At 41.3% G+C, this 16,691-nt stretch carries 9 protein-coding genes and 1 pseudogene; 6 read left to right on the forward strand and 4 right to left on the reverse strand.

What is annotated here, in order from left to right:
• The first annotated feature begins 121 nt into the window (after positions 1 to 121).
• The gene (locus GNIT_RS04435; RefSeq protein ID WP_014107944.1) at positions 122 to 1,675 is read left to right on the forward strand and encodes a zinc metalloprotease; all 1,554 of its coding nucleotides are present in this window, start codon (positions 122 to 124) and stop codon (positions 1,673 to 1,675) included.
• A 606-nt stretch (positions 1,676 to 2,281) separates the two neighbouring features.
• Here GNIT_RS04435 and GNIT_RS04440 read toward each other — a convergent pair.
• Entirely contained in the window at positions 2,282 to 3,091 is an 810-nt protein-coding gene (locus GNIT_RS04440) for a fibro-slime domain-containing protein (RefSeq protein WP_014107947.1), read from the reverse strand.
• Positions 3,092 to 3,517: 426 nt separating this feature from the next.
• Here GNIT_RS04440 and GNIT_RS18345 point away from each other — a divergent pair.
• A pseudogene (locus GNIT_RS18345) lies at positions 3,518 to 3,607 on the forward strand (IS6 family transposase); the annotation flags it as partial.
• A 284-nt stretch (positions 3,608 to 3,891) separates the two neighbouring features.
• Here GNIT_RS18345 and GNIT_RS04445 read toward each other — a convergent pair.
• The gene (locus GNIT_RS04445; RefSeq protein ID WP_014107948.1) at positions 3,892 to 5,067 is read right to left on the reverse strand and encodes a DUF547 domain-containing protein; all 1,176 of its coding nucleotides are present in this window, start codon (positions 5,065 to 5,067) and stop codon (positions 3,892 to 3,894) included.
• Positions 5,068 to 5,981: 914 nt separating this feature from the next.
• On the opposite strand from GNIT_RS04445, the gene GNIT_RS04450 reads away from it, so the two are divergent.
• A complete protein-coding gene (locus GNIT_RS04450; protein ID WP_014107950.1) occupies positions 5,982 to 6,869 on the forward strand; it encodes a chemotaxis protein in 888 nt (295 codons plus the stop codon).
• 1,027 nt (positions 6,870 to 7,896) lie between these two features.
• Here the strand turns inward: GNIT_RS04450 and GNIT_RS04455 are convergent.
• Complete coding sequence (locus tag GNIT_RS04455) at positions 7,897 to 8,247, reverse strand: hypothetical protein (protein WP_014107951.1); 351 nt, start codon at positions 8,245 to 8,247, stop codon at positions 7,897 to 7,899.
• A 396-nt stretch (positions 8,248 to 8,643) separates the two neighbouring features.
• Here GNIT_RS04455 and GNIT_RS18350 point away from each other — a divergent pair, with 396 nt between their 5' ends.
• The 3 genes from GNIT_RS18350 to GNIT_RS04475 all read left to right on the forward strand — a co-directional run bounded on the left by GNIT_RS18350 (position 8,644) and on the right by GNIT_RS04475 (position 11,989).
• Positions 8,644 to 9,240 (forward strand): PEP-CTERM sorting domain-containing protein, encoded by a 597-nt coding sequence (locus GNIT_RS18350; RefSeq protein ID WP_014107952.1) that lies wholly within the window; start codon positions 8,644 to 8,646, stop codon positions 9,238 to 9,240.
• A gap of 1,086 nt (positions 9,241 to 10,326) precedes the next feature.
• Entirely contained in the window at positions 10,327 to 11,358 is a 1,032-nt protein-coding gene (locus tag GNIT_RS04470; RefSeq protein WP_014107954.1) for a hypothetical protein, read from the forward strand.
• An 85-nt stretch (positions 11,359 to 11,443) separates the two neighbouring features.
• Positions 11,444 to 11,989 carry a hypothetical protein gene (locus GNIT_RS04475; protein ID WP_014107956.1) on the forward strand — a complete coding sequence of 182 codons (546 nt, stop codon included), beginning with the start codon at positions 11,444 to 11,446 and terminating at the stop codon, positions 11,987 to 11,989.
• Positions 11,990 to 12,029: 40 nt separating this feature from the next.
• Here the strand turns inward: GNIT_RS04475 and GNIT_RS04480 are convergent, their stop codons facing one another.
• Positions 12,030 to 16,055, reverse strand: a complete 4,026-nt coding sequence (locus GNIT_RS04480) for a hybrid sensor histidine kinase/response regulator transcription factor (RefSeq protein WP_238526940.1) — start codon at positions 16,053 to 16,055, stop codon at positions 12,030 to 12,032.
• Positions 16,056 to 16,691 lie beyond the last annotated feature (636 nt).

A 16,691-nucleotide genomic window follows, 5' to 3' on the forward strand; every position in this document is an offset into this window, starting at 1 on the left:
TTATTGAATGGAAGGGATAAAAAACCATAACAAGTCAGGGCTCTTCCTTAGAGAAAAGAAAGCATAAAAACTCCAAAACTGACAGCAGGATTTTAGTCAACAATAAATGGGAAGTAATAAAATGAAAAAATTAAAAACTACACTAGCGGCAGGGATCAGTGTTGCACTGGGAATCACTTACGCAACTACAATATTAGCGCAGCAGACTCCAGTAGTATCAAGCTTACCGGTCATCACAGATGATTGCGGCGAGACTTCGTGTGCTGATAGACGTGAATTTACAGTCGAACAAACGCTCGATTTGTTATCGGATGCTGCTAATCGACAAAGCGCGATGCGCGCAAACGCTAATTCTGAATCCAGTAAAAATGAACGTAACCACGGTAAAGGCTACGGTATTGGGCAAAATGATAACAGCACCCAGGTGGTTTATCTCAATTTTGATCAGTCCTCACCGACTTTTCAAGCAGTGGTATTTGGTGGCGTTGTAGGAACGTTTGAATCCTATGAATATTCACAAGAAGAGCGTGATGAAATCCAAGCGAATATCGCAGACCGTTATGAAGGCTTTGATGTGGAATTTACGCAAGAGCAGCCGACAGACGGTGATTTCTCCACACTAAATTTTGAGTGTCAACAAGGTGGATGCATAGATTTCACAGCAGGTATTTTGTTCGGGCGAGCTCAGTCTATAGACATTCGAAACGAAAATAGAAACGATAGTGCCTTTGTAGATGCTAATCTTTGGCAAGTGTTTGCTGAGCTTGACCCAAGTGGTGGGCTTCTCAGCAACTTTTCAGGCATCCCTATCAATGATGGCAATGTTGATGCGGCTCTTTCACAAGCGGTTGTAAACCAAGCATCAAACACGGGCGCACATGAACTTGGACATAACCTAGGTCTTCGTCACCATGATAGTTTCGGCGCACCTGGTGATGGCGTTACACCAGGTACCGGCGATTTCTTTCCAGTTTTTGACGGTCCATTGGCTGCACTTGAGTCGTTTGATCACACTATGGCATCTGGCGCCAGCGTCGGAACCGGTTTTGCTGACAGCACTGTAGATTTGCGATTTTTCTCTGAACGCTCTGCTCTTAAATTGGCCGCCAACCAGCGCCCTCTCATTCTGCAGGAACAAGACGTAACTGGCGGGAATCAAAAAGTAAAATTTAGAAGAGTGCTTGCGCCTAATACCATTGATTCTGGCGAAAATGCAGAAGGTAAACTTGAGCTCCTTGAAGCGAGAATAGAAGGAAGTATTGATATTGCTGGAGAAGTCGATAGCTACAGGTTTAAAGCTAAAGCAGGTCAATTCTTAAACGCAGAATTTTTTGGATTTGATACTGTACCTACTAAACTTGCACAGGAAGCTGATTTTGTAATTGGCGCGCTCGCCCTTTACTACGTTGAAGAGGATGGTTCTCTCACCCTTGTTAGACAAAACTTCCAAAACTTTGAAGGTTTTGACGCATTATTGGTAGATGCACCATTAGAGAAGGATGGCGAATATGTTTTGCAGGTTTTATCACCAGACCTCTTAAGACTTAATCCTGATTTATTTATATCGCTTGACGCAACGGGTAACGGTCAATTCCGTTCAGGTAATTATGAAGTCAGTATGTATGTAACCAATGGCCGTCCAGGCAAGGGCGTACCTCGCGTACCAGGTGCTTAAATAAAAAAATAAGTAGTAATAAATGCCTGCATTATCTTTTGCGTTAATGCGGGCTTTTTTGTGTTCTTTTGATTAAGCGCTTAGCTTAAGCCCCACTACTGTAAAATAGTATCCATAATCGATATGACTTTTAGCCTATATTCGCTTAGATTTATTTTGCCAGTTAGACTATTGTGTTCAAGCAAATCCGTCGGATGCTTAATTTCAAACTTAAAGTTTTCTGCCTCCCCTAAATGTATGATCATAAACTTCTTCACCATCATTATTTTGTAAACTGGGAATCTTTTGAGAGCAAAACAGTTAGGGGTTTCAATACACCTTAAGTGTTTATAATTTTGGGATAGGTGGTCGTACTGGCATTTTATTCATCCAATTTTGATGACTTGTCAACACCTTAAAATAACAGGAACAGCGAAGCGAGTTTTGAGTTTTTTGATCCGTAATTTGAAATTGCCACAGAGTTACACTGTCGACTTCGAATGGCAATAGCTTTTTTCTTCAGAGGAACGCTTGTCGACCGTAAACACCTTTTCGTTAGGTTGACCAACAAAAGGTGTTTACGTAACTAGTCGATAATCATCGGTATTTAGCCAATACCGCTAACAACTAAGCCTTTTTGCGACGCCAAAATCCCGCTAACCCTATAAGGCCAAGCGTAAATACTGCAAGACTGGATGGTTCAGGGACCGAAACAGGCGCGCCCAAGAAAGAAGTTATATTTACATTTGATTCTGTAAAATGTCTTTCCGCAAAGAAGAAATCAAATGAATACTGTTCTCCAGCCTGAATTCCCTGGCTAAGCGCTATGGCATTCATGTTAAAACCGGCAGTTGCAGCTGAATGTACGCCACCCAAATCGAGAACTAACTGGTCATTGATAAAAACCCAAACATCATCGTCACCTGTAAACAAAAAGGTATTTGTCAGATTTGGGTCGTAGACGAGGTCTAGGCTGAACTGAACAGTGAAGAAATAATTATGATTATTATTTGAATCACCATCCCCTGTGATCCCTGTTATGGCATCTAAGGGGAAAAACGACGATGAATTATAGGTTAGCTGGCCAGTCGATTCATCTACAGTAGTATTGATTTGTTCATTGTATGTAGCCACACAAGTAAGACTTGGAGTTGAAGAATCACAGGCACCGCTGTACCAGCTCGCAAACGTTGTTGCATTGTTGACAGATCCAGTTCCACCTGCAGCCACGAAGACAGGCACACCGCCGACAAGGGTGGTACCAACCATTCCCGATGTAAGTCCAGATATGCCATTTTGGAAATCAGGATGGACTTGATGAAAGTCGCGAATGGTTATATCCACTGGCAAGTTAATTATATTGGCCTGAGCAACACTAGAGCATAGTATTGCCGCGTATGTCGTAGCTTTGAGAATTCCTGTTAAATACTTTTTCATAATATTTCCTTTAAATTAATTGGTGTTGTTCAAACTACTCACCTTTACAGTTGAGCAAAAAATGAGCCAATATTTTTATTTATATATTTCAGTAAGTTATTAATTCTTAATTATTCATTATTAAAAAGTGTAAAATACTCTGACAGGTTTAAGGCTATTTTAATGTCTGATTGAGAAGCTATTCCGAGTTAAGTTTATAGAAGATGATGTATATGGACCTTCGGGGTCAGGTTTGTTGAAAGCAGTTAAATGGAGTTAACGGTATTATAAATTAGACTTTACCTACCAAAAATAATGTAAAGGAATACAATATGGCTCGCTTACCTCGACTAGGTAATGTCAATATAACGAGCAGACTTAGAAACATGCGATAATCTAGGCATGAAAAATATAAATATGTATGCCAGATATCGCTATCCTTCGTAAATAATCAGTCATGTTGCGTGGCTTTATCATAGATTTACACTCAGTTTTTGTGACATCGAAGAATTGCTGGCAGCAAAAGGCATTGCCGTTCGTCGAGTGCATATCTTGCAGGCCCTAGTCCAAATAATAATAAAGCATCGCTTCGCAGCTGATTGCGCAGCAAAATTTTGCAAAACTGCGCAAACTGGCTGTGAGCATATGACTACTTCCTTTATGAGCGAGATATCGTCATAGCTACTAGGTGAATTGAACTAACGTTTAGTTTAAAAAGCGTATATAGCGTTAAATCGTAAATAATGCACGAACAAACTGAGCGGAGCCAGACTACTTATTAGAGTCGCCTGGCTCTTTTATTCTTATTTACCTTCTATAAATTATTCAATGTCTCTAATTTCTACTGTACCCATACTTTCATTTCTCTTCTGTTTGAGCATCAATAATGTTTCGAGTTCCGAATCGGAAAAGCGAATATCCATTTTAGCTTTAGATTGAAGGTCGTCAGATAAGTAGCTTTGTACTGATCTGCCTCCGTCGGCAACCATTGTTGCTTTTACTGAATCCAATAACGCTGCCGCGTTAGTGTGAGAACCGCCACCAAAGCTACGCGGGTCTCCAAATAAATCGGCAAAGTTCCAATCGACAATATCGAAATCTATTTTTATCGCTGACTTCATTGTGGCTAATGCCGTTTCTAAATCGCCTACAGCCAAGTCCTGTAAATGATTGCGCAACACTTCTTTATCATTGTTAAATAACATCATGTTGTATTCGTATAATTCAGACACTCTTACTTTACCACTGCTCCCAACTGCGGCGCCGCGATTGGAATTTACAAAACGTTTTCCGTTTTCTTCTAGTGCTCTCCAAACGGTGTCACCCTCATAGGCTTTCTCCCTTATATTAGGGCCCCCAATATTCCCTTGAAAAAAGCCGTATAAGATATTGTGTTTTTCGGGGAATATTTTATAAACAATATCGTATTGAATATTATTCAAGCTTAAGGACACACCGGACACCTTAAGTACTTTTTTGGCGAGTATCGAATTGTCGTCAACGTAATCCAAGACATTTTCTAGACTTGTTTTTGGATAGACTTGGCTCAGCTCTTCCAATAATGCGAAATTATATAAGTTGAGCCAATATGCGAGCTGCTCATTTCGATTCAATATACTTAGCGGAATTTGGTCCGGGAGCATTTCTAAGCTTTCAACAAGGTCAGAAAGTACTGCAACAATCTCAGGATTTTGTAAGTTTTTAAAATAAAAACGATTGCCCTCAAGTGCAGTGTATCTATTAACCTTTATTTTAAATCGGGTCCCAATATTGCCGCTTGATTCAGGTGCCTTAGCTCTTGTTGAAGGCCCAGACTGAAAGAAATGTGGCTTTATGAAAGCATCCAGATCGGCATAAGCTATCGATAGCTTTGACCTTGGGTCGTCGCCCTGAAAAGGCTCAGGGAGAGGGCTTTCAGATGCGTGTAAATAACTTGTACCAATTAATAGTAATGCATTAAACAGCAACGCACCGCAAAGTCGCGACTTGATCACCATAAAGTTCATCCTTGATTTTATATAAAGATTAAATGTTGAGTGGATAACCCGCAAAAGTTCCACATTATTGTGTATTGCCTTACGTTATTATTGCGTGCCAGCAATCGAGTCTATATTAGTAGGGATACAGTTAAATTACTAGCTCTCCAGAATCTCACCTTCTCAGCCTAGGCCACTGCCAAAAAAACTCGAAAAACTGCGCCCCCATCCACCCTGAGCGCCCCACAGTTGCATCCTCCGACAAAATTTTGTCAAACTGTTACGCCAGTGATGGTCAGAGATCAAGATTACACAGCGGAGGACTGAGCACAAAACAGCAACAGGGTTTTTCAGACAAAATGGCGCGAGACCCAAATTCATAAATCGACGGGTCTGAGTTGAAATAACTTGATGATATTTATGGAAGAATGGTGGCCCAACCCTGACTTGAACAGGGGACCTGCCGATTATGAGGCCAAGGGAATCGTCGGCGGTTTTGCAGTAAGTTGAAGAAATATAAGCAAAAAATCTTTGGTAAAATGTGCTCAAAAAGTTGACCGAAACTATTCAGAACTTGCCAAGTTCGGTTTCTGGTTCGGACCGTACCAAGCCAAAGAAAATTAACGATATTTCTCAACCGAATACTGAATTTTTACTGAACTTGCAGTGGAAAGTCGCATAGTGGGAGAGGGGTAGCAGAAAATCTAAACTTCTGAAAATCTGCGATAGCTGAGAAAACTGGATCTGAGTGTATGACTCCTGTGCGCATTTCCTGCCGTTGAATTTTTGCTGGAACTGACTGGCGGGTCTACTTTCATTATTAAGGCGTACCTAGAAGGATTAGGATCATAGCACGTTGAGCTGGGTTATAGGCTGTTCAGAAAAAGATAAGCTGGCCGATAATTTTGTAATCCATTTGTTTCAAGGATCTATTTGTGACTTCTAAAGCCGGACATTCCCAAGGGTTGTTGTTGTTTCGATTGCATAATAACCAGCAATTTGCTTTGGGAACGTTAAAAATTCGTGAGCTTGTGCCCTACAAACCCGTCACGCCCATATTAAATACACAAACAGGCGTATTGGGTGCGGCCACGATTCGTAATCAAACCATCCCGATTGTTGATATGGCGCAGGTTATTGGTGCAGGTGCGATACCGCCGACTAAGTTGGATAAATCGTTTATTGTGGTGACCGATTGTCAACGTAAGGTCATCGGTTTTTTAGTACATTCTATAGAGCGAATTGTTGAAACCAACTGGCGGCATATTAAATCACCAAATGCTGCGCTTGGGCGGGATGTCTTTATTACCGGAACCGTTGAAGTAAATGACGAACTGGTTCAGTTGATGGACGTTGAAGTGCTGTTAGAACGAATTTACCCAAGCGACCCGTCATCGATCAAAACCTCAGTAACGGACGTGGAGCGTGAGTTACTGCGGCCGAAACATATTTTAGTTGTGGATGATTCTCGAACAGCGCGTAAACAACTAAGCGATGTGCTGAACTATTTAAACATCTCGTTTGATGTTACCGATAACGGCCAACATGCTCTGGATATCATGCATAAAAAGGCATCAGAAGGTAATCCGGTTGATATTTTGGTGAGTGACATCGAAATGCCAGGTTTAGATGGCTATGAGCTTACCTTTGAAGTGCGAAGTGCCCCTGCGTTAGCAAACGCTTACATTATATTGCATACGTCACTATCCAGTGAAATTTCGGTTTCTCAAGCCAAACAAGTGGGTGCGGATGAAGCATTGACTAAGTTTGATGCTAAAGAGCTGGTTCAGTCTATGTTGCGAGCCGCTAAACGCGGAAGTTAAGTGTTGTTCTTAAATAAAGTGCGCTACTAAGGGAGAAACCTTAACATACCGATATCAAAAGCTTTTTCCAGAATCGGTTTTTAATAAAGTACGCCACTAGTAATGATCTTTAAAGATAGCTACTTAAGAAAGTACGCAACTCGAAAGCTGATCACTTTTTAGAGGTGTTGTATAACAACTCACCTGTTTGCTCTTGTATTAATGACTGTCTCAAATGGGTAGATAACGGGCGTTAATTTGACCTGCGATGTATACAAACCCTAGGTCATTACCGCGCAGGTGGTAACCTCCCCAACAGCATAGAAAATTCAAAAAATGACTTTTTTTCATTAATTAAGTGATGCTGTAGTTTCAAAATTTCTCTTGCGGTGGGAGGTCCCCGCTTCCGCGAGGATGACGTAGGATGTATTAGCGTATGACGGTTTTTGCCGTTTAGCTAACCGTCGAGCGCATATGTTATCCACACTAGACTTCCAGCTTTTCCAAAATTTTCAGGATTTCAGCTTTTCGTCCTCGTTCACTGGCAAAAAAACTCGAAAAACTACGACCCCACCCACCCCAGCAAAATGCTGCAGTGAATGAGTGCAGCCAAATTCGGCCAGCTTTTTATGCAGCACAAGGGATTGGGCCAACTTTTAGTTGAGGTGCGGTATCATAAGTTAACAGGATGAGCGAGCGCAGCCGCAGAATGAGTTAGGGGAGAATACTTGCATCCCCCATATTCTTCCCGTCTGCGTTGCACAGGGGCTAAAACTTCCCTAGCTAAAGTGCGTTATAGCCCTCCGCTCTGGAACGCCGACCCCCGGCAGTGCATTGGTCACCCTTGGCCTATGAAAGTCCCGGAGTCCGACAGTCTGGTGCCAGATTGAGCTCTCAGATGCCCGAGGGAGGTTGGTACATTTACTACTTTCTACATTTTCTCCTATGGTCTAAATTGCAGGTGCAACTATGCCTACAAGTGAAAGTTGCATATCTATAAAGGGACCTTTTGTGTAATGTGATGAGCCCAGCTAAGGGGCTAGGGCGGTTACTTTGCAGTGGGCTTAGTATTCGGCTTAGTCTCTTTGTAACGCTGTAATACACCCTCAACCAGCAGGGTAGCGAAGTGAAAGCGAGCATTATTAGCGCTTCTAAAGCTGAACAGGCGGTCAAAAATCAGCGCGCTGAATGACGTAGCATCAGGTGCCGCAGTCTTGACCGTGTCTAGGATGGCATCCAGTGCTATCCATTCTGTGGATAATAGGCCGCCGGTTTTATTGTCCGTGACTCTGAAATGGATTTTACTGGAGCCAGCAACACCGATGTTGTAGGTGAGACTGATAGATTTAGGAGCAGTGAGTTTGCCGCACTCGGCGATTTTGATTAGGCGTATATTCATAGTAGGTCTCCGATTTGGTTATGAACGATGTTGTTCAGATAAGATACTCAGAAGAGCGCAAATGTAATTTCGTATTCTTGGTTATTGTAGTGAAATTAGCTTTACTCATATAACGGTGGATTGGCGCCAAATAAATCCACATATAGGTATTTGAAATACTATAGAACGGTGGCCAAAATCCCTTGACTATTACACTTAGATAAATCCTACAGCCGCATAGCTCTCTCTTCTTTGTTTGTTGACGTTAAATTGAGCCTGTTGAGTGTCAGGTTTTTTTACAATCTTTGTTTTTTTAAATGTCTAGGATATGTATATTATTGATAATAATAAATAAATAATGTTGGCGCGGCATGTGCTTACAGGATTTTATTATTATTAATTTTGAGGTTTAATAACATGAGAAAGATTTTAGTAACATTTGCACTGTTCAGTTTGTTAATCAGTAATGCGAGCGCTGGGCTAATATTTCAGGACGATTTTGGTAGCGGTAACAACAGAGCTAATATTACCGGTAACTTCGGCAATTGGTCTGTAGTTTCTGGTAACGTAGATTTGTGGAATTTTACGGGTGCGTTTGCACCGGGATATGCTGTTGATATGAGCGGCAATCAAGTAGGTTCAATTCAAACTCAAGAAATGTTCAGCTTTGCAGCAAACGCTACATATTCGTTATCATTTTTACTTGGCAATAATCAGCACACCCAAGATAATGGTTTGATTTATGGGTTTAGGAATTCAGCCGGCGTATTAGCATCTGGGACGATAAGCAATTTAAAAAGCTACCTAACAAGTTTAAACACATCGTCATCAGTCGTAACACTATACTTTACGCCAGATAGTGACTTGGAAGCTTCAATATTTTTCACGTCTACAGGTCCGAATGACTTTGGTGGAGCGATAATTGATAACGTTAAGGTAGTTCCAGAACCATCAACACTAGCTATCTTAGCATTAGGCTTGATTGGCTTAGGCGCACGTCGCTTTAAAAAATAAGCTTAATAGTTTTTCTGAAAGCACCTTCCACTTGGTAGGTGCTTTTTTTATGTCTGACATTTAGTAAAGGCGCGATACATTTAAGACTATGTCTATGTAGGTTTGTTTTAGTGGTTTACGGTGGCTGTTTCTGACTGTTATAAGGCTTTAAGTGTATACCCTTTGCATACCCCTCGGGTTTCTTTAAGGTCTTTAATTCCTTTCTAATCCCAACCTGAGTCGCCACAGCTGCATCCTCCGACAAAATTTCGCCAAACTTTTACGACGCTGATGGTCACGAGTGGAAACCACGCAGAGAGTGAATGAGCACAAAAGAGCAGCACAGGTTTTTCAGACAAAATGGAATGGACCCAAATCCATAAATCGGCGGGTCTGAGTTGAGATAACTTAATGATATTTATGAAGAAATGGTGGCCCAACCCTGACTTGAACAGGGGACCTGCCGATTATGAGGCCAAGGAAATCGTTCGCGGTTTTGTAGTAAGTGCAAGAAAAGTAAGCAAAAAATCTCTGGCAAAATTGGCTCAAAAAACCGACCGAAACTATTCCGAACTGAGCAGGTTCGGTTTTCGAACGACTCAAGTGTAAGTTCAAGAAAATTAATGGAAATTCTCAACCGAACACTGAACTTTTACTGAACTAGTAGTGTGAACTTGCAAAAAAAAGGGGGGAGGGGCAGCAGAAAACGTGAAATCCTGAAAAACTGCGGGAACTGGTTGTGAGTATATGACGCCTTAGGGCAGATTGCCGACATTGCCATAAAGTGCTATTTCTGGAGTAGAATGTTGGTTTGACTAGAATATCTGACCGGCAAGTCCCATCTAAATAACGGTCGTTCGATTTCTACTACACTTCCTGTTTTTATTGGCCTTTCAAAAAATTGACCCGATATGTCAAGTGATTGGCTCAATACTGCAAACCCCCAATTTTCAAACACATTAAGCTATTTCTCGTCGAACTAAAACGATGTTATTACTTGCAAAGCTTCTATCGCTGACACGGCGCTTCTAGCTTGCATGTGACTCTTAATAAAATACGGGTTTGTCAGAGATAGCCCATTATTTACTAAATTGAAAGGGAACGAAAATGAAAGCAAAAATATCAATAAAGGTAATGAAAACATTTAGTGCGGGGGCTCTCTTTATTACACTATCAACATCTGTTATGGCATCTGAGCCTGCCGGGTATGTGGTAACAGGCGATCACAAAAGTGGATTCAAGTGCAGTGTAACCGAAGGCGTAACTGTTCAAGACCTAACGCTAGATGATCTTAATCTTGCCGTCGGTGGCGTTGTAAACTTTTCTCATATTTCTACGCAGTATGCGTTATCTCAATGGGGTTATGAAGCAGCTTTTGCTGCTCCCATACTCAATCGCAGTAACAAACACTTTGAGAGGGTTCAAAAGTACAACAAAAAAATCGAAATGCGTCCATTGATGCATACAAAGGCAGTACGTTGCGAGATAAAAACATACGCAACACCAAAACAAGCGGGCATGTTTAGTATTAAGACGCCAGAAAAACAAGAAAAACAATGGCAGCGCACAATCAGCACTTCAAATTCACAAAGCGTTACATTGAGTACTTCATCAACGAGTAAAATCACGAGGACACAAACTGCGGATGCTAACCTTGGTTTTACCTACAAAGGACTATCAGGAGGAGTGAGCGGGTCTACATCAAAAACAACAGAACAGTCTCTCAAATCCGACTTTATACAGTCGAAGGAACATCAAAACTCAGAGACGAATACTTCAACCGAAACCTTGTACATTCCTAAAGGTGAGTTTTATGGTCACGCACCTTCTGCTGACAACTTATCCTATGAAGTAGAGGTCACATTCGATTCGACTTTTAGCGGTTATGCCGCCTTTGCAGTAGGGAGCAAAAATAAAGCAGCTGCAATTAACACAATCCTAAGCTCTAAAACTTCGAGCGATAGTGTTCACTTACCACCAAGATATTCGTCAACGAGAAAAATCACCACAAAAGTGACCAAGGTTTTATATCAACCCGCCCCTCAGTGGAAAACTTTCGATAACGAACAAGACTACGATAATAACTATGATGCTTTGGTACACAATCATTTTTCACTTTTGAGTGAAGACCATAACTAAGCCATGTTTGCAATTGCTTGTAACATCTAGGGTACGAGTTTTTGGCTCGTACCTATTTCTCATACATAAATATAGGATATTGCAAATGAACAAACGGTCAATTATGTGTACTTTGTTTGTGTCGACAGCTTTATTAAGTGGCTGTTCAACCATGGCGCCAGCGACTAAGGTAGAGCAAGTAGTCGAACGAAATGGTGTCAGTATTTCTTTAATTCCAGCAACTTACAGGGAAGTTTATTTTAGCCCTTCGGTATCAAAAGAAAAATATTGTAGGGCACCAGACCCTGACTTTAGCGTGCAACAAAGTGATCAACTCAATTTATCGCTACCTATGAATGGCGGCGAGAGTATCGGTGGAGGGGAAAAACAAACAGGTCTTAATTTAGGAGGTAGATCGCCGGCGGTATTGATTACTCGAGAGCTAATGTATAGGGCCTGCGAACTGGCATCTAATATTAATGCAGATGATAAAACTACCATTGACATTTATTCTGCTTTTTTAGAAGGCATTAAGGATATCGTTCAACAATCTTCTTTGACGGGTACTACAAACTCAGACATAACTTCAAGCTCAACCTCGTCTGAAGATTCTTCCTCAAATGAAGATGATGATTTAGAGGGAGGCAATTGATACCTTTAGATTTTGCAAAATCTTTAGCCTCACAAACACACTAATTCGTCTTCAAGCTTTTAATTGCGGTAGGCGCTTTACCATAGAATTTTTTGAAGGTACGAGAAAAGTAAGCCAAACTTTCGTAACCTGTTCCATAGGCAATTTCGCTAATGCTTAGGGTGTTTTCATTGATTAATTTAAGCGCAATCTGCATGCGTACTTGCGTAATAAATTGCCCAGCAGATTGTTGGCAATCTTCTTGGCACTTTCGACTGAGTGAACGCCGGCTTAGGGCCATTGCTGCGGCTAAAATATCTGTATTGAACTCGGGGTTTGTCAAGTTTTGTAAAATTTCAAAACGTAGCTTTTCAGCGAAACTAGGCTCATTTTTATCCGCGATTGAATGAGCGTTTAATGATAAAGCGAAGTCTGTTTTTAATTGTTCACGGATCATTTTTCTGTTTCTAATAAGTCCGTCTATTCTGGCAATTAGCTCGGAAGTATCAAAGGGTTTAGTCATGTAATCATCAGCGCCAGTTTGTAAACCTTCAACTGTCTCGCGCTTACCTGATTTGGCGCTTAACATGATAATGGGAACAGTACAGATAAGAGCGTTCTTTCTTAATTCAGCCAACATCTCTAGACCGTTCATTTTTGGCATCATGACGTCAGAAATGATTAAATCGGGTAGGGTTGATATCGCTTTCTCTAAGCCTTCTTCACCATCACAAGCCTGAACAATGCGGTAATATCCTGACAGTTTTAGCGAAATAAATTGTCTTAATTCGACATTATCATCAACCACCAATATTGTGGTGATGTCATCCTTACTATGCGTAAGAGTATCGCTACTTATCATATTGGACATGTCACGGTCTGGGATTTGAGCAATAGGGAAAATTGGCATATCGCTGACACTGTTTGAGACGCTATTTTCAAGCAGTAGCGAAGCGTCAAAATGCTGGTTGCCAGGCTTGAGCCATATTGTAAAGCAGCACCCTTGACCGACTTGGCTTACTAACTCTATTTCTCCGTGATGCAGCTCCATGAGTTCTTTAACTAGCGCTAAGCCAATTCCGGTGCCCGGTTGGTTGACATTTTGAGATGATTCACCTTGATAAAATCGATCAAAGAGTTTTTCGTGTAAGGAATGTTCAACACCTGTACCGTTGTCTTTTACCTCGATGCCTATTCGAGATGTTTGTTTTAATATTGATATGCTTATTTGCGTATTCGAACCGCTATATTTGATTGCATTAGAGAGTAAGTTAGCAATGCATTTTTCTAGTTGGTCACGGTCAAAGTAAAGCAGCACTGGATCATTTGTATCGTGTATTGTAATTGTTTGGTGTTGTTTATGTGCCCAACCTTTAAATCGAGGCGCGACTAAGTTTATCAATTCCGCGATATCGTATTGAGCAATATGCATAGGGAATTGACCAGCATCTAAGCGATTGATATCTAAAATATGGCCTACAAGCTCCAGCATTTTATTCGCATTTCTTAAGGCGGTTTCAACTGGATAAGAAATGCCTTGCTTTAGGTTTGGGTACTCTGCCAACAAGTCTTTTAAGGGCGCAATCGTCAAGGTTAATGGCGTCCTAAACTCATGGGATACATTGGCAAAGAAACGCTCTTTTAAAACTTGTTGTTGCTCTAGTTCAGCTACTTTATCTTTGATCTCTTGGGTTCGCAGCGCCACGGTACTTTCTAAGCTGCGGTTTTGTGCTTTAAGCTCAGCGGCACGCCAATGCTGTGTTAACAAGCCCGTTAGGACCAACAAAGTAATCAGCACTAAAATATAAGCTACCCAAGCAATCCGACTCAAATACCAGGGGGGTTTAACGTAAAATGCAAGTTCCGTTTCATACGTGCGCAGCCAATCATCTTTTGCCTGAACTTGGAATTGGTAATCACCCCCAGACAATAAGGTATAGTCTTTTTGGTGTTCGTTGGCCCATTCACTCCATTTTTGTTGCCCGCTGCCTAACAGCCGATGTCGATACAAAGTGTCATTCAACAAGCTACTACCACTTAGAGCAAACTCTATCCGAATTGAGTTATTAGTCTGGTCGAGTGCAATGGGGTCTGTTGCTGAAAGTTGCCCTCCATTAATCATCACTTGGCTATCAAGATTGCTAATGCGGCGAATATTTAATTTACCTTCGCTTGGCAATGCTTCCGCCAAGTCGACATTTGCTCGGTACACTTCACCGGAACTTTGCACAAACCAAACATGTTCCGTTGAGTCGCTAGCAAAATCTCTCAACCCGACTTTTGTAAATGGCGCAAACAATTCAGAGTGTCGTTGCCATTTGCCGTTCCTGTCTTTTTCAACATATCCTGATTGCTGTCCAATGCGGAACCAAACTCTGCCCTTTGGATCTTCAAAAACACGAAATACGTCTTCTTTTTCAGTTGTGAAAATTTCGGGGAAGCCGGTCATAAATTGCAGTGCAGGTAAACGTTGAGGCATGTAATCCATTAAACCGTTGCTAGTGGCTATAACAACGCCAGATGACAATTTGAAGGGCATCACATTGCCGGGGCCCAAACCATCCTTATCTACAAATTTTTCGACCTTCGTGGCTTTATCCAAAAACTGCGCGTTTTCAACACGATATAATTCTTGAGTAGTGGTGCCTGTCCAAATCACGCCGTTGTCTTGCACTGCAACAAACTCTAATTCATCAGCTAAACCCTCTACTTTGCTCTTCGACCACTCACCGTCAAGGTATTCGACAATAAATAAACCCTCGTATGAGCTTACAACCAACTTGTTTGTTAAAGGATCGACTTTTAAAGACCGAGCCCATCCAGTTTTTAGTATATTTGAAAACTCTTGTTCAGGTTCATTGATAAGGCGGGCGAACACACCGCCATTGCCAGCATAAAGAAAATGTTTTTTGTATTCTATGGCATCGAAATAAATTCGTTTGCTGTCAATGAGCACTTCGAACTTCGCTGGGGCCAGTTGGGACTGTCCGGCTTTGAGTTGGAATACACCATCGCCTGTAGCCACAAGCTTTCCGCCAACTGGTACCAACCTATCAATGATCGTGGATTGAGTACCGGGTTTGTATGAACTTAAACGGTGAGGAGGAAGCATTTGAGTGATACTTGGGATACCAGAAAGCCAAATATTGCTTTGCTGGTCTTCTAGCACAGAGTAAAGTGAACCAATATCTAAATTGTGTTCTTCACGGTAATTCGCCACGATGTGATATGTAGGATCAAGCACGAATAAACCTCGGTCTAATGATACAAGATAATAAAAGCCGTCTTTGGCTTGTATACCTTCGTACAAACCATCATCTACACCAAAGCGGGTTCCGTCTAACCTGAGTTCAAAAGTACCGTTGTGTTGCTCAAAGATCCCGTGTGTGCCTGTTATCGTGACAAGCTCATTACTGTTATTGTAAAACATATTACGAATAACTGCTGCTTTAGGAAGACCCACATCGCTTTTGTTTAGTGTAAAGTCAGGTGACAATGAAGAAGTGTTTATATTCAGTATATGTAAGGACTTCTCGTTTAATATTTTGAATACAAAGCTGTCGTCCAAAGTGAAAATACGGTGCCTGCCACCAGGCATATCTGGCACTTTATGTACCTTATTACCATCCCAAAAATACATTGCCTTGTTGGTCACAAACATGACACCTTGGGAATTTGCAGCGGTAGACCACACTTCGCCAAATTGGCGCTCTTGGGCAGACCACTGACTGACTAAAGATATGAACTCAAGCGTACCATGGGTATTTGGTTTAAAAACGCCAATATCGTCAATCGTACCGGCGTAGATGTGACCGTCATGCCAATGGATTAACGAGCGCACTCTTGAGTTATTAGGTGTATTGTAAAGATGCCAGTTTTCTCCATCCCATTCGATGATACCCGTGCCGGTGCCAGAATATATAAGGCCATTGTCAGCCTGGGTGAGATACCAGTTTTGATCACTACCTTTATGTTCCGCCAAACCAAAGGTTTGCGTCACAGGCATACCGATTTCACTGTACTGGTTTGTGCATAATGCTTTTGAGTTAATAAGAAAGAGCAACAGAAGTAGGCTAGTTCTTAGCACTGGGAAATCCTTTAAAATCTGAGGTTTAGCGGAAAAGAAAACAAAAGGTAAACACTATGTAAATGAAAGGGCAGTATAGGGTGTATTGAGGTTTTATGCTACCTGTTGTTACAACTAGCTTTTCAAATCGTTTAAGCTTAGCTCAAGGTCGTTTGCGGTTATAATTTTAAAACTTACAACCACTTGAACAGCGTCTTTAAGAGCTTGCATCTAAGATGACTGGATCACAAGCTGTGATTGATATCTAAAGCGAAGTCGATTAATAAAAAACTCGCCTCGGCGAATTTGGGTAGCAATTTTTTATCGCTAAAAAGCCTTAATGTTTCAATAGCTACGTGCTGATTTCAGGTAACCAACTATCTTACCTTTAACACCATTCAAATTAAGAGTTTGAATGGTGAACTAGTTTATAACATTCCAAATACAAAAAGATATAACCATCCGGGAACAGCCTCGTTCTTGCTTTCAAAAAATTAGCGATAAACGTGAAACTTGTTCAGCAGAACGCAAAAAGCAACGTCTGCTAGCTACCTCTAAGGAGCCTCTCAAAGCTCCAGTTCAAATAGACAAAAAGTAGTATGGATTTTTGCGTAATTTTGGGTTTCTACGTCCGCAATTGCCGTGCACTTGTCCTTC

Origin of the sequence: Glaciecola nitratireducens FR1064 (assembly GCF_000226565.1) — a bacterium.
In the GTDB taxonomy this organism is placed as follows: domain Bacteria; phylum Pseudomonadota; class Gammaproteobacteria; order Enterobacterales; family Alteromonadaceae; genus Glaciecola; species Glaciecola nitratireducens.